This is a genomic window from Duganella rhizosphaerae, assembly GCF_040364205.1.
Lineage (GTDB): Bacteria > Pseudomonadota > Gammaproteobacteria > Burkholderiales > Burkholderiaceae_D > Rugamonas > Rugamonas rhizosphaerae.
This window is the reverse complement of the sequence record NZ_BPWK01000003.1, coordinates 220,562-237,604: the sequence shown is the minus strand read 5'-3', so window position 1 is coordinate 237,604 and position 17,043 is coordinate 220,562. Positions and strand designations below refer to the sequence as shown.

General features: G+C 59.8%; 16 protein-coding genes, 1 tRNA gene and 2 pseudogenes. 11 read left to right on the top strand and 8 right to left on the bottom strand.

Features of this window, described 5'->3' with window-relative positions:
* Nucleotides 1–250: 250 nt before the first annotated feature.
* From rpoD to RUGAMON1_RS08285, 3 genes are all read left to right on the top strand, one after another.
* Nucleotides 251–2,491, top strand: coding sequence for an RNA polymerase sigma factor RpoD (gene rpoD / locus RUGAMON1_RS08295; RefSeq protein ID WP_445230062.1), 2,241 nt, complete (start codon nucleotides 251–253; stop codon nucleotides 2,489–2,491).
* Nucleotides 2,492–2,592: 101 nt separating this feature from the next.
* Nucleotides 2,593–2,671: transfer RNA gene (locus RUGAMON1_RS08290), tRNA-Ile, on the top strand.
* A gap of 104 nt (nucleotides 2,672–2,775) precedes the next feature.
* Complete coding sequence (locus RUGAMON1_RS08285; protein WP_445230061.1) at nucleotides 2,776–3,798, top strand: DUF2806 domain-containing protein; 1,023 nt, start codon at nucleotides 2,776–2,778, stop codon at nucleotides 3,796–3,798.
* On the opposite strand, the gene RUGAMON1_RS08280 is transcribed toward RUGAMON1_RS08285, so the two are convergent.
* Nucleotides 3,795–4,058, bottom strand: a complete 264-nt coding sequence (locus RUGAMON1_RS08280; protein WP_445230336.1) for a recombinase family protein — start codon at nucleotides 4,056–4,058, stop codon at nucleotides 3,795–3,797. The two genes, RUGAMON1_RS08285 and RUGAMON1_RS08280, sit on opposite strands and share 4 nt — an antisense overlap.
* A 196-nt stretch (nucleotides 4,059–4,254) precedes the next feature.
* On the opposite strand from RUGAMON1_RS08280, the pseudogene RUGAMON1_RS08275 reads away from it, so the two are divergent.
* From RUGAMON1_RS08275 to RUGAMON1_RS08260, 4 genes and pseudogenes are all read left to right on the top strand, one after another.
* Nucleotides 4,255–4,557 (top strand): annotated as a pseudogene (locus RUGAMON1_RS08275) (DUF2523 family protein); the annotation flags it as partial.
* Nucleotides 4,558–4,617: 60 nt separating this feature from the next.
* A pseudogene (locus RUGAMON1_RS08270) lies at nucleotides 4,618–5,010 on the top strand (site-specific integrase); the annotation flags it as partial.
* Nucleotides 5,011–5,432: 422 nt separating this feature from the next.
* Nucleotides 5,433–5,909 (top strand): type II toxin-antitoxin system HicB family antitoxin, encoded by a 477-nt coding sequence (locus tag RUGAMON1_RS08265; protein WP_445230060.1) that lies wholly within the window; start codon nucleotides 5,433–5,435, stop codon nucleotides 5,907–5,909.
* On the top strand, nucleotides 5,861–6,388 hold the full coding sequence (locus tag RUGAMON1_RS08260; protein WP_445230059.1) for a hypothetical protein: 528 nt from the start codon (nucleotides 5,861–5,863) through the stop codon (nucleotides 6,386–6,388). The genes RUGAMON1_RS08265 and RUGAMON1_RS08260 overlap by 49 nt, the downstream gene beginning before the upstream one ends.
* A 210-nt stretch (nucleotides 6,389–6,598) precedes the next feature.
* On the opposite strand, the gene RUGAMON1_RS08255 is transcribed toward RUGAMON1_RS08260, so the two are convergent.
* Nucleotides 6,599–7,198, bottom strand: coding sequence for a response regulator (locus RUGAMON1_RS08255; RefSeq protein ID WP_445230058.1), 600 nt, complete (start codon nucleotides 7,196–7,198; stop codon nucleotides 6,599–6,601).
* A gap of 97 nt (nucleotides 7,199–7,295) precedes the next feature.
* On the opposite strand from RUGAMON1_RS08255, the gene RUGAMON1_RS08250 reads away from it, so the two are divergent.
* Nucleotides 7,296–9,095, top strand: coding sequence for a sensor histidine kinase (locus RUGAMON1_RS08250; protein ID WP_445230057.1), 1,800 nt, complete (start codon nucleotides 7,296–7,298; stop codon nucleotides 9,093–9,095).
* Nucleotides 9,096–9,199: 104 nt separating this feature from the next.
* Complete coding sequence (locus tag RUGAMON1_RS08245) at nucleotides 9,200–9,832, top strand: FxDxF family PEP-CTERM protein (protein ID WP_445230056.1); 633 nt, start codon at nucleotides 9,200–9,202, stop codon at nucleotides 9,830–9,832.
* A 23-nt stretch (nucleotides 9,833–9,855) separates the two neighbouring features.
* Here the strand turns inward: RUGAMON1_RS08245 and RUGAMON1_RS08240 are convergent, their stop codons facing one another.
* The 5 genes from RUGAMON1_RS08240 to RUGAMON1_RS08220 form a co-directional block, all read right to left on the bottom strand.
* Nucleotides 9,856–11,409, bottom strand: a complete 1,554-nt coding sequence (locus RUGAMON1_RS08240; RefSeq protein WP_445230055.1) for a S10 family peptidase — start codon at nucleotides 11,407–11,409, stop codon at nucleotides 9,856–9,858.
* 69 nt (nucleotides 11,410–11,478) lie between these two features.
* Nucleotides 11,479–12,108, bottom strand: coding sequence for a hypothetical protein (locus RUGAMON1_RS08235; RefSeq protein WP_445230054.1), 630 nt, complete (start codon nucleotides 12,106–12,108; stop codon nucleotides 11,479–11,481).
* A gap of 54 nt (nucleotides 12,109–12,162) precedes the next feature.
* Nucleotides 12,163–12,531 (bottom strand): hypothetical protein, encoded by a 369-nt coding sequence (locus RUGAMON1_RS08230; protein ID WP_445230053.1) that lies wholly within the window; start codon nucleotides 12,529–12,531, stop codon nucleotides 12,163–12,165.
* Nucleotides 12,531–13,583 carry a DUF3304 domain-containing protein gene (locus RUGAMON1_RS08225; protein ID WP_445230052.1) on the bottom strand — a complete coding sequence of 351 codons (1,053 nt, stop codon included), beginning with the start codon at nucleotides 13,581–13,583 and terminating at the stop codon, nucleotides 12,531–12,533. The genes RUGAMON1_RS08230 and RUGAMON1_RS08225 overlap by 1 nt, the downstream gene beginning before the upstream one ends.
* A 65-nt stretch (nucleotides 13,584–13,648) precedes the next feature.
* Nucleotides 13,649–14,536, bottom strand: a complete 888-nt coding sequence (locus RUGAMON1_RS08220; protein WP_445230051.1) for a bifunctional helix-turn-helix transcriptional regulator/GNAT family N-acetyltransferase — start codon at nucleotides 14,534–14,536, stop codon at nucleotides 13,649–13,651.
* A 104-nt stretch (nucleotides 14,537–14,640) separates the two neighbouring features.
* Here RUGAMON1_RS08220 and RUGAMON1_RS08215 point away from each other — a divergent pair, with 104 nt between their 5' ends.
* Together RUGAMON1_RS08215 and RUGAMON1_RS08210 are read left to right on the top strand one after the other, a co-directional pair.
* Entirely contained in the window at nucleotides 14,641–15,003 is a 363-nt protein-coding gene (locus RUGAMON1_RS08215; protein ID WP_445230050.1) for a DUF5710 domain-containing protein, read from the top strand.
* A gap of 11 nt (nucleotides 15,004–15,014) precedes the next feature.
* On the top strand, nucleotides 15,015–16,097 hold the full coding sequence (locus RUGAMON1_RS08210; RefSeq protein ID WP_445230049.1) for a class I SAM-dependent methyltransferase: 1,083 nt from the start codon (nucleotides 15,015–15,017) through the stop codon (nucleotides 16,095–16,097).
* Here the strand turns inward: RUGAMON1_RS08210 and RUGAMON1_RS08205 are convergent.
* Nucleotides 16,089–16,973 carry a LysR family transcriptional regulator ArgP gene (locus RUGAMON1_RS08205; protein ID WP_445230048.1) on the bottom strand — a complete coding sequence of 295 codons (885 nt, stop codon included), beginning with the start codon at nucleotides 16,971–16,973 and terminating at the stop codon, nucleotides 16,089–16,091. The genes RUGAMON1_RS08210 and RUGAMON1_RS08205 overlap by 9 nt on opposite strands.
* Nucleotides 16,974–17,043: the final 70 nt, after the last annotated feature.

Genomic DNA, 17,043 nt, shown 5'->3' with positions numbered 1-17,043 from the left:
GCTGTATAGCGAGCGTTCCGTTCGTTTTCCAACCTAGTCATGGTTTCTTGCCCCCACGCACGTGTCTGATGCAGTAGAATTTCCGCCATGAGAGGGTGGAGTTCTGTTGAGGCCGATCGGCCCGACCAGGTGTAAGTAAGTCGTAGTATTGTCGGACTTGTGCAGTCGGCATGTTCGAAGACGTAGGCTCGAAAGGGCCGCAAGAAACTTTATCCTAAATAAGCAAGTCGTTGTGTAATCGAAAGCGCCTGTGCCAATCAAGAAACCTGAATCCCAAGCGGCTGCAAAGCCGAGCAAAGTGACCGCAAAATCCGCCAAGACAGCGGATAAGTCGGAAACGCGTGTCGCCAGCAACCCGCCGGCGGTCAGCCAGACCACCGACGCGGCCACGCTCGCTGCCATCGATACCTCGGGCTATGTGCTGCCGTCGGTCAAAGTGCCGGGCCGGCGCGGGCGCAAGCCGAAAGAATTCCAGCCAGAAAACGACGAAGTCGCCGCGCTGAACGCGGTCGAACGCGCCGAACTGAAGGCGGTCGACAAGGCCAAGGCCAAGGACCGCAAGGCCAAGGAAAAGGCGCTGCTGAAGGACGCTTTCTCGTCGGACACGGAAGCCACCGAGGAAGAACTCGAACGCCGCCGCCAGAAACTCAAGACCCTGATCAAGTTCGGCAAGGAACGTGGCTTCCTCACGTACGCCGAGATCAATGACCACCTGCCTGAAAATATCGTCGATCCGGAAGCGATCGAGGGCATTATCGGCACCTTCAACGACATGGGCATCGCCGTCTACGAGCACGCGCCGGACGCCGAGACCTTGCTGCTGTCGGACAACGTCGCCACCGTCACCAGCGACGACGAAGCCGAAGCGGCCGCCGAAGCGGCGCTGTCGACGGTCGACTCCGATTTCGGCCGCACCACCGACCCGGTGCGCATGTATATGCGCGAGATGGGCTCGGTCGAGCTGCTGACCCGCGAAGGCGAGATCGAGATCGCCAAGCGCATCGAGGACGGCCTGAAGGACATGATCCAGGCGATTTCCGCCTGCCCGGTGACGATCGCCGAGATCATCGCCGCCTCCGACCGCATCCGCGCCGATGAAATCAAGATCGACGAAATCGTCGACGGCCTGGTCGACGACAGCGACGAAGTGGCCGCGCCGGTAGCTGCCGCGCCGGCCGAAGAGGACGAGGAAGAAGAGGAAGCGGAAGAAGAGGAAGAAGAGGAAGAGGAAGAAGCGAGCGCCTCCGGCGCAGCAGGTTTCTCGGCCGAACAGCTGGAAGCGTTGAAAAACGCCGCGCTGGAAAAATTCGACGTCATCTCCCTGCAATTCGACAAGATGCGCCGCGCCTTCGAGAAGGAGGGCTACAACTCCAAGGCCTACATCAAGGCGCAGGAAGCGATCTCGTACGAGCTGCTGGGCATCCGCTTCACCGCCAAGGTGGTCGAGAAGCTGTGCGACACGCTGCGCGGCCAGGTCGACGAAGTGCGCCACATCGAGAAGCAGATCCTGGACGTGGCCGTGAACAAGTGCGGCATGCCGCGCGCCCACTTCATCAAGGTCTTCCCGGGCAATGAAACCAATCTGGAATGGGTGGACGGCGAAGTGGCCGCAGGGCACGCGTACAGCGCCATCCTGGGCCGCAACATCCCGACCATCAAGGAACTGCAGCAACGCCTGATCGACCTGCAGGCGCGCGTGGTGCTGCCGCTGCCGGACCTGCGCAACATCAACCGCCAGATGGCGGCCGGTGAAATGAAGGCGCGCAAGGCCAAGCGCGAAATGACCGAGGCCAACTTGCGCCTGGTGATTTCGATCGCCAAGAAGTACACCAACCGCGGCCTGCAATTCCTCGACCTGATCCAGGAAGGCAACATCGGCCTGATGAAGGCGGTGGACAAGTTCGAATACCGCCGCGGCTACAAGTTCTCGACCTATGCAACGTGGTGGATCCGTCAGGCCATCACCCGTTCGATCGCCGACCAGGCGCGCACCATCCGGATTCCGGTGCACATGATCGAAACCATCAACAAGATGAACCGGATTTCCCGCCAGATTCTGCAGGAAACCGGCGCCGAGCCGGACCCGGCAACGCTGGCCATCAAGATGGAAATGCCCGAGGACAAGATCCGCAAGATCATGAAGATCGCCAAGGAACCGATTTCGATGGAGACGCCGATCGGCGACGACGACGATTCGCACCTGGGCGACTTCATCGAGGACAACAACACGCTGGCGCCGTCCGATGCCGCGCTGCACGCTTCGATGCGCGGCGTGGTTAAGGACGTGCTGGATTCGCTGACCCCGCGCGAAGCCAAGGTGCTGCGTATGCGTTTCGGTATCGAAATGTCGACCGACCACACGCTGGAAGAAGTGGGCAAGCAGTTTGACGTGACGCGCGAGCGCATACGTCAGATCGAAGCCAAGGCGCTGCGCAAGCTGCGCCACCCATCGCGTTCGGACAAGCTGAAAAGCTTCTTGGAAGGCAACTAAGACTTGACTAGTGGCCGGGCTAGCCCTTATCCTCGCGAGTTCGTTTTAAAAACGAGCGCGCGTAGAGGGGCTGCCAGGCTCCCAGCGCAAAGCAAGACCCTGGGCCTCTAGCTCATGCTTGGTTAGAGCAGCGGACTCATAATCCGTTGGTGCCGTGTTCGACTCACGGGAGGCCCACCAATAAAAACAAGCACTTAGCCCAGCCTTCACCGGCTGGGCTTTTTGCTATCTGGAGCTATGTAGGCACTGTGTAGGCATTTTCACATTTCAACTTTGGAGGAAATATGTCGGTAGAAATAAACCTAATTCCAGGCGAGAAGTTGGTTATGAAAATGTGGGAGTCGTTAGTTGACAAGGGAATTGCGAACGCGTTAGCGCCATGGCAAGCCAGGAGAATGGCTGCTGCTACAACGGAGATTGAGCGGCGTGGTCTACTAGCGTTGGCGCAGGCAGAAAAAGATGCCTCTGACATCCGGGCCGGCAGAAAGCTACTCCTCGAAGGGGGCAAGCTTGAAAGAGTTGAGCCGCCTGCGCTGGAACTATTGCCAATGGGCCAAACGGAACAGCTGAGCCCTACTTTCATTGATGCCGCACTGACTAGTTCAATAAAGGACGCAATTCGTCGAGAGGTGAGTACTGCCAAAGCAGTAGCATTTGCAGAAGCAGAGCTTACGGGCGACTCACAGGAGCCTCCGGAAACCACAGTTTCAGATGATTGGCTTTTAAGATGGCGCGACAATGCCGCGTCCATCTCGTCCGACGAGCTTCAGGCGCTTTGGGGAAAAGTGCTGGCCGGCGAGGTCAAGAGTCCGGGGACGTTTTCGATGCGTACCCTTGAGTTCTTACGGAATATTTCCCGCGAAGATGCCGCGCTAATCGAAAAGGCGGCTCCATACGTGATTGCAGGAGTAATCTTCCGCGCTGAGCACGCAAGTGGACTTGGTGAATTGAGCTTTTCCGAAATAATGGAGCTTCAAGAAATCGGCATTTTGTCGGGCGTGGAGGCAATAGGCATGCAGACTAATTATGGTTCGGTGATGCCCGACCGCTTTGTTCAGTCATTCACCAGCTACGGTCGCTTAATTTTAGCGACCCATGCCGACTCCACCCGCAGAATCACTTTGCCAATTTACTCGGTTACAAGGACTGGTCGCGAAGTATTGGGACTGGGTTGGAAACGAACAGATGAGGCAAATCTGCGCGCAGTAGCTGAGCGTATTAAAGCGATGGGATTTGAAACTCAAATTGGCGACTATGTGGAGGCGGGCAAGAACTTCATCCAGTTTGCAAATATGGTGACCATCTAGTCTGGCTTAACTACGCTTAAGATACTTGCGCGCGACACACTATAGAGGCGGGCCAACGCGCTGACGCTATCGCCGGCAGCGTACTTGGCGATGATGTCGGCCCGCTGCTCGGCGGTCGTCTTCGACGGACGGCCCAGCGTCTTGCCCTCGCTCTTCGCACGCGCCAGGCCTGCTTGCGTGCGCTCTACCAGCAAATCCCGCTCCATCTCGGCCACGGCCGCCAGCATGGTCATCATCATCTTGCCGGCCGTCGACGTCAGGTCCCTTCACAAGTTGCAGCATCGGCGCCGGGTGTCTAGGCCATTTCCTCGCCCACTCCGCCATCATCGTGACGGTCATATCGCGGTCTGCATTGCTCATCCCGCGATAGAGTCGGAGCGCCCGCTCTTCGTCAGCGGTTAGCGGCGGTGTGGTTGGCGTAGCGGCGGGTGCAGCGATGACGGCCACGCGCTTGTGATGAAGTGTTATGCCGTCACCGGCTACACCATCGGCTTCCAGCAGCGCGCCAACCTTGGCCTTCTGCCGGGCAGTCATGGTGCTGAGCATGACTTTGATGATGTGGTCAGCATGACGCAGTTCGGCCACGATAGGCGCTCACCTTTGTCCTACGTGACTTATAGCGGCTTCGATCTGAGTATCACTTGGTTGCTCGATCAGATCAAGGGCAACGTTGCGGCCTTGCCTGCTGATGTGGTTTCGTTCTTGGCTTGGTGCTGGATCGATAAAGCCATCGGCATGATTTTTTCTGCGTACTCTGCGGCGTTGGTGGTGAAGCTTGCCGGTGGGACGTCGTTGACTAAGCTCGTTACAAAGAAACCTAGGTGTATGGCGTGGGTTCATCCTGACCAGTCAAAAACGCGACGAGCTATCGCTGTGCCACTGAATCACGATGCCATGCGCGTACTGTCGTTGCAAGCTGGGCGGCATCGCACGCACGTTTTTGCTTTTAAAGGTGAGACGACTGTTAAGGTGAGTACGGCCGCTTGGAAAAAGGCCTTAAAGCGCGCCGGGATTGATGATTTTCGTTGGCATGATTTGAGACATACCTGGGCTAGTTGGCATGTGCAAAATGGTACACCTTTGAACGTGTTGCAAGAGTTAGGCGGTTGGGAAAGTTCCCAGATGGTCAGGCGTTATGCACATTTTTCCGCAGCGCATCTTGCTGCGTATGCAGAAGTCTTGCCTTCTTTGATGGTTGGATCAGTGAAGTGATAGAATCGGTAACTTATGGTCATCTCGTTGCTGTATGCGTGCTGGTTCTCGTGTCACTGTTGTTTGAGCTGGTCTGATTTTGATGTAAGTTCACTGTTTTCGCATCAAATCTGCACCTAATATTTAGTTGCACTATACTTGGCTGCAGTACATAATCCTGTGTCAAAAAAAGAGAAATTATTGCAAAAATTGCAAAAAAATCCTCCGCCGAAGGATTTCGCATGGGGCGACCTCGTGACACTCATGCGTCAACGAAATTTCACAGAATACTGTGATGGCGGCTCGCACTATACGTTCGAGCACGTTTCCGGGTATCGGTTTAGTATGTCAAAAACACATCCTTCGGGGATTCTGAAGAGGTATCAAGTTGATGCGGCAAAAGAGGCGCTCGAGTCCTGCAAGGAAGATTGCTGAGGCATATCATGAGCAAAACTAATAATATGGAATACAAGGGATATTGTGGGTCCTCTGAAATTAGCATGGAGGACGATTGTCTCCATGGGAGAATTCTTTTCATTGATGATTTAATTATCTTTGAGGGGCAAACTCCCCGCGAGTTAAAGGAAGCATTTGCCGCTGCAGTTGATCGATATGAGGCTCATTGTAAGCAGACAGGTAAGGCTCCAAATAAACAATATAGCGGTTCCTTCAATGTTCGGACCGGCTCTGAGCTGCATAGAGATGCTTCTAAAGCGGCGTCATTGATTGGTCAGTCACTTAATGACTATGTGAAGGAGTCATTGATGCATAGGCTTGCACCTAATCGAGTGGTAGTGGCAGTGACGGAGAATCACCATCATTATCATTCTGATCCAGAGAAAAATACGTATGATGAGGAATCGATACAATCATGGTCACAAAACGCTCCCGTAAGTCAGAATCGTCCGAGACTCAATTAACTGAAGCGGTGGAAGTAGTTGCTATTCCGTCGGAGCTGATTTTGCATGATATCCGGGTTCTTAAGCTTCACTCTGAGCGTTTTTTAACTCCTGAGGAAGCATCTCGAGGCACTTTTTCTCTTTCAGTTGATGAAGGGGAATTAGATTTGCCAGATGAGTCATCTTCGCCGTACTTGGCTACGCTTTTGTACTCAGTAAAATTGGACGGCTTTAAAATTTCAGAAAAAAGTCCAAAGTTAAAAACCGATAGGACGAAATCATTTTCTGTTGCAATAGAGTTGGAAGCGAAGTTTGAAATTATTGGTGTAACCAAGGCTCCTAGTGTCGAAGAAATTAGTCCTATGCTGAATGCAATAATAGGTGAGGTTCATGTCTTCGCTGTAGAGAGACTTCGAATTCAGGCTGCTGATTTAGGGTATCGTGCTGTACGTCCTTCGCTCGGGCGTAAAAAAGCTTTTGCTAATTTAGTTGAGAAATAACTCTAATTGGTTTTCCTGTTATTTAGTGGTATTTTGTCTTAGATGTTTGGAAGCATCGCTGCTCTAGATACCCTGGGTAGAGCATGTGTTTCATAATCCGTTGGTGCCGTGTTCGACTCACGGGAGGCCCACCAGAATTAGATCGTTAAATCAAAGGCTTGTGCGCATAAAACCGCACAAGCCTTTTTTGTTCTTGTCGATCGATGTAAATCAAACCAGCTTGAGCTCGCGCACCTTGTGGATCAACTGCACCACGTTGTGCACCTGCAGTTTGCGCATGACGTTCTCCCGGTGCTTGTCGACGGTCTTGGCCGACAGGTTCAGCTGGGCGGCGACGTCGATGCTGGCGTAGCCCTGGTAAATCAATTGCACCGTCTGCAGTTCGCGCGCCGTCAGCTGTTCGTCGCAGGAGGCGATTTGCTGCTGCACCGCGTCGCTGACCACGGTCCTGCCGTCCATCACCTGCGCAATGCAGCGCAATAAATCCGGGCCTGAGCAGTCCTTTTGCAACACCGCATCCGCCTTGGCATCGCGCAACTGCTTGAGCACGATGCCTGACTGGCTGCCGGTCAGCGCGATCACCTTCAGCTTCGGATAGCGTTGCTTGCAATATCCCAGCGTCGCCGACGACTCGCCACCCGGCATGTGATAGTCGAGTATCAGCAAATCGATCGAATGCTGCTGCAGCGCCGGCTGCACCTGCTCGAGGCTGGCGGCTTCGGCCACCACTCGCATGCCTTCCTGGCTCTGCAGCAACAATTTCAGCCCTTGCCGGAAAATGGCGTGATCGTCGGCAAGCAGGATATCCATAAAGATGACTATCGGAAATGGTGATAGAATAATGATAACATCTTGGGAGGCCTCATTGTTGGCAAGATTCTTCAGATCTGGCTGGTTGGCGTTGTTGTTGTGCTGTTGCGTCGGCCATGCGCTGGCCCAGGTGTGTTCGGAATCGAAGGATGGCCAGACCAGTTTGCGTGCCTGCACGCACGCCGTGCCGGATGCCATCGCCGCGCAAGCCATGACGGCGTTCCGCCTGCCAGTGCTGGCTGGCGGCAACTGGTACCGCATCGATTTGTCCGCCGTCGGCGGCGACAGCCTGCTCGACCTGGGCATACCGGACGCCTACCAAGTGCAGGTCTATCAGCAGCAGGGCGGACAGGTGCGCAGCGTGCTGGCCCTCGATGCCGCCAGCAACTACGCCGACCGTCCGGTTCTGCATCGCCGCCTGATGGCGCCGTTGTCGCTGGCGCCCGGCGGCGCTTCGGTTTACGTTTATTATCACACCCACGGCAAGACGCCGTTGCTGGCAAGCTTGTGGCGGGTCGACCAGCTCAACGCCAGCGATACCGAAGCGCATCTGTTCAGCGGCCTGGTGGTCGGCATTATGCTGGCGATGGTGCCGGTTGTCGTGTTCGTCCTCGGCGGCCAGCGCGCGCTGGGCTATCGCATGTATGGCGCGGTTGTGCTGACGAACACGCTGTTTGTCGCCCAGGTCGAGGGCTATAACTTCGCCTTCCTGTGGCCCCATGCCCCCGCCTGGAATATGCTGGCCCCCGGAGCGCTGGGTGTGCTGGCGCTGATGGCGCATGTCGGTTTCGCCATCGACTTTCTGCAGATGCAAGCCCGCATGCCGCAGCTGTACCGCTGGCATCGGGCGCTGCTCGGCGTCAGCGTGCTGACGCTGGTGGCGCATCTGATCTACGGACTCGACACGCTGCTGACGATACAACTGCTGAGCTACTCCGGATTCGGCTGCGCGGTCGCGGTCATCGGCGTGCGCCAGCGCATCGAGGCGGCGCGCTTCTATCTGCTGGGCGCAACGATCTTGATGGCCAATCCGCTGATGCTGGTGATCTTCGTCATCCTGGGCTTGGACCGGGTGCCATATTTTTCCGTGCTGGCCTTCCCGAAAATTGGCTGCCTCGGCGAGACGCTGCTGTTCGGCGCGGCCGTCGTCAGTCAGCTTGAGAAGTCCAATGCGCGCCTGGCCGACAACCGCCTGCGCCGTCTGGCCGAGGCCGAGCAACTGTTGGTGGCGGAGCAGACCAAGCTGGCGGCGCTTGAGCAAGCCAACGAACGCCTGCTGCGCCTGGCGTCGGCCAGCCACGACATCGCCCAGCCGCTGGCCTCGCTACGGCTGGCGTTCAGCGCCATGGCGCCGATGGAAGGTCCGATCGCCGAGCATATCGACACCACGCTGGCCTACGCGCAGTCGCTGCTCAAGGACCTCATCGAGCAGGCGCGGCAGGACCAGCGCCTGCCCGAGCCGATCGTGCTCACCTCGATGTTCGGGCAACTGGGGCAAGCGTTCCAGGCGCAGGCCAGCGTCAAGGGCTTGCGCTTGTCCGTGCGCCCCAGCGACGTGCGGGTGACCGGCTCATCGCTGCTGTTGTACCGCATCCTTGCCAATCTGCTGGCCAACGCGGTGCGCCATACGCCCAGCGGGCGCATCGTGCTCGGCGCGCGTCGCCGTCCCGGCGGCGTCGAAATCCAGCTGTTCGACACCGGGCCGGGCATCCCCGCGCCCGCCCGCGAGCGGCTGTTGCAGCCGTTTGAACAGGGCGGCCACAGCGAGGGCTTCGGCCTTGGCCTGTTCATCGTCAAGAACCTCTGCCAGCAGTGCGGCTATGCGCTGCGTATCGCGTCCACCCCGGGGCGGGGCAGTTGCTTCGCAGTTTTCATCCCCTCAACGTTGATGTGTTGACAAAAATACGGTGATTTCCGTATTTCCCCGCTGAGCGGCGGTGACTACAGTGGCTGGGGTGATGGCACTCAAGCCATCTCACGTCAACCACAGGGGAAACCACCATGAAATCTTCCATCAAAACCATATTGTCCACGGTCGCCTTCGCGGCCGGCTGCAGCGCGCCGCTGGCCTTTGCCGACACCATCACCTTCGACAACGCCGACCTGACCAACGTCGCCTTCCGCCCGAGCATCTTCACCACCCAGGGCTTCGTGTTCACCGCGCTCGACTATCAAATTGTCAAAGGCGGCGTCCAGCCGTACAGCAACGGCACCAATGTGCTGGAATTCGCGCCGTACGACATCGTCGCGCACGCCAGCACCAACGCCGTCACGTTCCGCCGCCAGGACGCCGCGCTGTTCAACCTCAACAGCCTGGAATTTTCGCCCGGCGACTACGCCGGCAGCGATGCCAGGATGGGCATCAAGGGCGTGTTCGCCGATGGCTCGACGATTACCAGCGTCCTGGAAACGCACCACGGCAGCGGCTTGACGCCGGTCGACTTCCTCGGCTGGAACGGTCTGGCGTCGGTCGTCCTTACCGGCAATCTGGCGAGCCAGAGCTACGTCCAGGTGGACAACATCAACGTCACCGCGGTGCCGGAACCTGAAACCTACGCCATGCTGCTCGGCGGCCTGGCGCTGGTGGGCTTCGTGTCGAGCAAGCGCAAGACCCGGACGCCGACGGCGTCCTGATCGCAGCGCCGGCCCGGCTGCTGTCAATACCTGGCCGGCGCGTTCGGCGCTGGCGTCGCCTTGCGGATGAAGTCGCGCAGGTCTTCGTTGGACGTGGCCAGGTCTTCCGAACGCAGATACATCATGTGGCCGCTGCGGTAGCCTTCAAAGCGCAGGCGGTCTTTCATTTTGCCGCTGGGATCGAGCTGCCACATGGTGTACTTGGCGTCGAAGTAGGTGCAGGCGCCGTCGTAGTAGCCGGACTGTATCATCACCTTCAGGTACGGATTGGCGGCCATCGCCAGACGCAGATTGTCGCCCGTTTTTTCGTTCTTGAAATCCCATGGATGGACGTCGCCGAACAGCGCGTACTTGAGGTCGGTCTTGAACTGCAGCTCGTTGCGCAGGTACTGGTTGATGGCCGGCGTGAACGAATGCAGCCACGAACTCAGCTCGGCGTTGTAGTCGGGCGCGTTGCCGGTATCGCGCTTGTCGATGCCGAGGTAGCGCGAGTCGAGGCGGCCCACGGTCTTGCCCTGCGCGCGCAGCAACTCCTTCCAGAAATGTTCAGGCGGCACCGACAGGTTGTGCTGCAACAGGAAGGTTTCCGACAGGCCCGAGTAGCGCGCCATCTTCGCGGCGATCTGGGCTTTTTTCTGTGGATCGAGGAAGCCGCCCTTGGCCAGCGCCGGCAGCAGTTCGTCGACGGTGAACGCTTCGACTTCCGGCAGCACGTCTTTCAGGTCGCGGCTTTGCAGGTCGGCAGGCAGCACTTTCTGGTACCAGGCGGTGGCGGCGAAATACGGCAGCGCCAGCGCCTCGCCTACCGCGCCTTCGCGCTTCAGGCCCAGCTCGGTTGGCGACACCAGCACCACGCCGTTCAGATACATCCATTGCGCATTTTGCAGCTCCAGCGCCAGGCCGGCAACGCGCGACGTGCCATAGCTTTCGCCGATCAGATATTTGGGCGAGGTCCAGCGGCCTTCGCGCGAAACGAAGGTGCTGACCCATTCCGCCAGATAGGCGATATCGGCATTGACGCCGAAGAAACGGGCGCGGTCGTTCTTGCCGTCCAGCACGCGCGAGAAGCCGGTGTTGACCGGATCGATATAAACGATATCCGCGACGTCGAGGATGGAGTGCGGATTGTCGTGCACGCCGTAAGGCTGGGTTGGATAGCCTTCGGCATCGAGGTTCAACAGTTTGGGACCGGTGTAGGCGATATGCATCCACACCGACGCCGAGCCCGGCCCGCCGTTAAACGACAGCACCAGCGGGCGCCGGCTCTTGTCGGCCACGTCGGTGCGCTGGTAGTAGGTGTAGAACAGCGATGCGATCACCTTGCCGTCCTTGTCCCACACCGGCTGGGTACCGGCTGTCACTTTGTAGGGAACGTTCTTGCCCTTGATGACGACCTGTGCCGTTTTGCTGACCTGAGCGTCGGCCTTGAGCACGCGCTCATGGGCCAGCAGGTCGGCAGCGCGTTCCTTGCCGAGCGCCGGCGCGGCCGCAGCGGCGGCGGCGGGCGCGGGTTCCGCATCCTGCGCGGAGACGGTCGCGCTCAACACCAGCAGCAACAGGGCAAGCTTGGATTTCATACACAACTCCCGGAGGTGAAATAACCAATAATAGTTCAGCTTCGGGCTTGCAGTCCAGCTTGCTGCTGGTCAGGTTTTGTCGGAGGCTTCCACCGCCCGCACGTCCAGCATCGCGATCACCAGATCGTCCGCTGTCAGCAGCGTCTTCACCGGGAAGCCATCCTCCAGCGCCACCACGGCGCCGCCGGCGATCTTCTCGTTGCCGCCTGGTGAGTTCGGCATGAAGGCGAACTGCGGGAATCTGGTCTTGCCATGCTGGGCGATATCGCGCAGCGTGCGCGGGGCGGCGCGCAGCAGGCCGTTGCGTACGTGACGCTGGCGCTCTTCGTTGCGCTCTTTCAGCAGCGCCGTCAGGCGTTCAACTTCCTTGTGCAGACGGTCAGACTCGGCTTGCAGGGTGCGCAGCTCATCGTCGCTGAGCGCGTCCTCCCATTGCGTCAGTTTCAGCAGGCCGCGCTTGTGCAGCGCTTGCCGTTGCAGGTCCAGATCGACCGTGGACAGGCGCAGTTGATGCGCGTCCAGATCCTGCTGTTCCTGCACGTCGCCGTTGGCGCGGTGCCATTTGTCGCTGAAGTCGAACACCAGCCCGTCGAAGTAGAAATACATCGGCAGGCCTTGCTCGATCAGCTGGCTGGAGGTCTTGTTCCAACGGCTGGCCAGTTCGGCCAGCGTCAGGGTGATAGGTTCGATGATGGGCATTGTTGTCGCGAGTAGAATCCAATCCGGGATTTTCTCACAGACGCCGTCCGGCCATCACTTAATCAGCTTGCCGCTTTTGACGAACAGTAGTCGCTCGTTCTCGTCCGGGCCGGCGACGCGCCTGCCGTTGCGTTCGGTGGCGACAGACAGCTCGACTGTTTTGCCGATCAGCGCAGGGCGCAGGGTGACGCCTTCGCCGTTCCTGGCGCGCTCGAACCAGTCGCCGCAATGATCATCGCAGAAGGCGTCGATTTGCGCGTTGTCGCGGCTGAGCACGGACACGCTCACATCGTCTATGCCGCCCCCGCTCATCAGCTTGCCGGTCAGCTTACGCGTCGGCGCCTGGGTGGGCGCCAGGGCGCTGGCACCGAATGCGGCCAGTAGCAGGGTTGCCAGCAGCAAGGGTTTTTTCAGGGATTTCATCAATGCACCTCCTTGGACTGCGATTGCGCTTCCATCTCGCATTCCTTGAGCGCCTGCTTGCAGGCGTACAGCACTTCCATGTAGCGCGCTTCTTGCCGCAATCCCAGCAGGGGTTCGCGGAACTCGCTGGCCGCGTCGGCCGGCATTTGCTTCAACTGATGGGACAGGTCGGCGACCTTTTCCCTGATGCGCTTTAACCTGGCGGCCTTGATGACGGCCAGTTCCGCCGGCGGCGGCGCCGGCATGGCGCGCTGCCGGTCGTCATCCTCGTATCCATTCGGGAAGCTGATCTCCACGCGACCGTCCGGCTGCACCGCGACCCACAGCTTGCGCGGGCTGTCGTACTTCGGCACGGCCAACGGCATGATTTTCAGCTTGCCATCGGCGCGGTACTCGACGTTGACACGCAACGACGGTTTCCACTCGGCCGGCAGGTAGAAGCAGCAACTCGGCACGCTGGTCATGTAGCCGTTCAACGGATCGGTATCGACCGCGTTGTTTTTGTTGGCCGCGTCGCTCAGGCCGACCTGGATCTTTTTGGCGCTGTAATTCAAGGCGCTGACCTCGATCTTTTGATCGCTGTCCAATGCGCGATATTCGTTCGCCGCGCGTTCGCCGCGCTCTCTATGGTCGCTGATCAGCGGACGCCGCTTCATTTCCACCGTCCCCAGCCGAACCATCTGTGCAAGGTATTCGGTGTCGGATCTGCCCGCGCGGGAAAAAGCGCCGGTGGGCAAGTGATACAGCGAACCGAGCTCATCGACGGCCAGCGTGACGACCCGGGGATCGTGAGGGAAGGGGCCCGGCATCGCCCATTGCTCGGCGGGTTCACCGACCTTGCCGTCGAACGGCCCGGACCAGCGTTCGCCTCGGATGAACACCGTATAGCCATCATCGAGAAACTTGTGAATTTTCAGCATATCCACCTCCACGCCGGTGCGCGGGTCGATGGTCGAGTAGATGCCGGTGAAAGGATCGCCATCGGCCGACCGGCCGATGGCGGGCATCGTGAGGCTCAGGCAGCTAATGGCGATGGCGAGCAGGGTTTTCATGGCGCTCCGGTGTGAAGTGTATATTTTGCAATATTACTCCTTCACTACAAAAACGGACGCACGCCTCAGCCCAGCCGTTTGCGCATGAAGATGGTGGCCTGCGGATTGTCGTTGTAGCGCTCGCAGCGTTCGTAGCCCAGCTGTTCGTACAGCCGGATCGCCGCGTGCAGGTCGTCCTTGGTGTCGAGGTAGACGGCGTTGTAGCCGGCTTGCGCGGCGTGGCTTTCCAGCGCCTGCATCAGCGCTTCGGCCAGGCCGCGCCGGCGGAAACGGTCGACCACGTACAAGCGCTTGCACTCGGTCGCGCCGGCCACTTCCGGCAGCGCGCGCGTGGCCACGCAGGCGGCCGGCACGCCGTCCACGTAGGCGATCCACATGGCCGAGCTGGCGTCGTTGAGGAAGGCGCGGATGGCGTCGTCGTCATCGCGCAGCACGACGTTGATCAGGTCGAAATACTCGTACAGCAGATGACGCGCATCGTCGAGCTGGGCGGTGGTGGCGCGCACCACGCGCGTGGCCGGGGTCGACAGGATGTGCTGCACCTTGCGCATCGCGTCCAGCAATTCCGTGCGCTGCGCTTCGCCCAGCTGGCCCAGCATGCGCACCGTTTCCGCCGAGGCGCGCTGGTTGATGTCGGCGATGACGGCCTGGCCCGCATCGGTCAGGCTCAGCAGGGTGGCGCGCTTGTCGTGTTTCGAGCGCACGCCGGCGATCAGGCCGCGCTCGCTGAGGGAGCGCACCAGGCGGCTCATGTAGCCGGCGTCCAGGTCCAGCTTGTTGCGCAGATGATTGGCGGTGCAGCCGGGATTCATCGATAGTTCGTACATGATGCGGCCTTCGCTGAGCGAATAGTCCGTGTCCAGGTAGCGCCCGCGCAGCAGGCCCAGGTGGACTGTGTAGTAACGATTGAACTGACGCACGACGTCGGCTTGCTGTTGCATGTCCTGATGCATGGAATCCTCCTGATGCTTGCTTTTGGCAACTATATCGGCGAAGGGCGGTGCAGTCAACCGGACGTGCATGTAAAATGACAGCTTCCATTAGCGGAGTAACGACGATGATGTTTTTAAAAGTTCCGTTTGCGGAAAAAGACGAAGCCAAGGCCCTGGGCGCGCGCTGGAATGGCGAGCGCAAGGCTTGGTACGTTCCCGACGGTAAGCCGACCGAACCCTTCGAGCGCTGGCTGGCCCCCGGCGGCGCCGATTTCGTGCCGGCCAAGGCCTCGGTGGCGCCGAAAGCCAAGCCGCTGTCGGTCGATTCCTATGTGGGCAAGTCGGTGGTGGGCAAGTTCTACCAGGAATTGCCGCACGACTGTAATCCCTTCGAGGCATGCCCGGTGTGCGCGCCGGTGCTCGCCAGTTCCGGCTGGCAGGCCGCCCATGACAGCGTCGACCAGATGTTGTCGGCGCTGCGCGCCTGACCTGCAAGGCCATGCCGAGCGCGCCGGTTTTTCGCACCCAGGATGCGGCGATCCGGCCGGTCGCCAGCGTCCAGCATCCCGATGATGTATTCGAGACCTTGTTTCAAAGCATACAGGGCGGCGAACAGCATGTGCGGCCGCCGCTGGAGCTGAAGCCGGACTCTCCCTTCCTCAAATTTATCGAAATCGGCTACGCGCTGCGCGCCTGCCTGGAAGACAGGTCGCGCCGCGAGTATCTGGTGCAGCGCTTGCGGCCGCACGTCAGCGCGATCATCGGCACCTTGCCGGCGGGTTTGCTGCCGCAGGGACTGTTGCCGCGCGTCGCGGCGCCGCCCGGCTTTCGATCGCTGGAGCAGATCGGCGATGCCGAAGTGCGGGCCTGGCTGGTCGAGGACGGCGGCCTGATCTACGGCGAGCTTAGGCGCTACGAACTGGACAATTATTTCGATGCGATCGCCGCGGCCATCCGCCCCGGCGGCGTGATGGTCGACCTGGGCAGCGGGCTGGGCAAGGTGGTGATGTCGGCGGCGCTGGCGTTTCCGTTCCAGCGCTGCATAGGTGTCGAGTTGCTGGGCTATCGGCATGCGATGGCGGTCCAGCGCCTGCACAGCTTGCTGGCGCTGGCACGGCAATCGTTGGCGGCCTTGCCGTCGCCGCTGGCGCCGGAGACGCCGTTGCGGCTGCCGTTTGGCGGCCAGGCGCACGGCAGCCATCTGCTCGATCTCGCTTCCCGCATCGCATTGATCGAAGCGGACATGTTCCGGGTCGATGTGCGCGGCGCCAGCCTGGTGTTCATGTACAGCACCTGCTTCGGCCCGTTGATGGCCGCGCTGGGCGACAAGCTGGCGCGCGAGATGCAGGAAGGCGCGCTGGTCAGCACGACCACCTATCCATTGACGCATCCGGCGTTCAAGCTGCTGTGCAGCTTCCCGGCCGGCACGGTGGCCTGGACTAACGTGATGCTTTACCAGCGCACCGGGCCGCAGGAGAATGTGGCGCCCACGGCGGCGGCCCTGTATGAACCCGACCCGGCCGCGTGGGAAGTGCGGGTGCGGCAAGAGTTCGCGGCGATGGATGCCAGGGCCTCAAAGTAGCCATTTACGTGCAGTAGCGATCATATTGTCCGACAATGCGCGAGTAAGCGCGGTCTGGATATCCCACCGGTGCCAGATCAGCGGCACTTCCAGCGTATCGCCTGGCGTCATTTCCACCAGCGTTCCCGTCTTCAATTGCTGTTCGCACTGCAAGAACGGCACCATGCCGTAGCCGAAGCCCGCCTCGATAAACCGTACAAAACCATCCGAACTGGCCAGCGAGTGATGCGGATAGCGGCCGCTATAGCCGGTGCGGCGGGCGATGTAGCGTTCTTGCAGCGCATCTTTGCGGTCGAAATTCAGCGCCGGCGCCTGTTGGACGGCGGCGGCCGTCATGCCGTCAGGGAACCAGCGTAGGGCGAACGCCGGGCTGGCGACGCAGTGATAGCGCATGATGCCCAAGGGCGTCGAGGTGGTTCCGGCAACTTGCGCTGATTCGCTGGTCACGCAGCCGAATACCCGGCCCTCCCGCAGCATGCTCAGCGTATGGTCCTGGTCGTCCAGGCGGATGTGCAGCAGACACTGGCCGCTGTGCATCAGCGGCGCTACCGCTTCCTGCACCCAGGTCGCGGCGCTGTCGGCGTTGACGGCGATGGCGATCTCCGGCCGCGCCTCGCCCGAGTCCGGCCGGTGGAGCAGCGCCGCCTCCAACAGGCGCACCTGGCGGTAATGGGCGATCAGCCGCTGGCCGGCCTCGGTCGGCGCGGGCGGCTGGCTGCGCACGATCAGCAATTCGCCGGCGCTGTTTTCCAGCATGCGTATCCGCTGCGAGACCGCCGATTGGGTGATCGACAAGGCCAGGGCCGCCTTGTCAAAGCTGCCATGGTCGATGACGGCATCCAGCGCCGCCAAGCCGCGATAGTCGATTTGCTTCATTAGCCGCTCTAATATTTGGTCAGTAATATTAATTATACTTATCTTCACGGACTAAGTAAGCTGTCGGCTT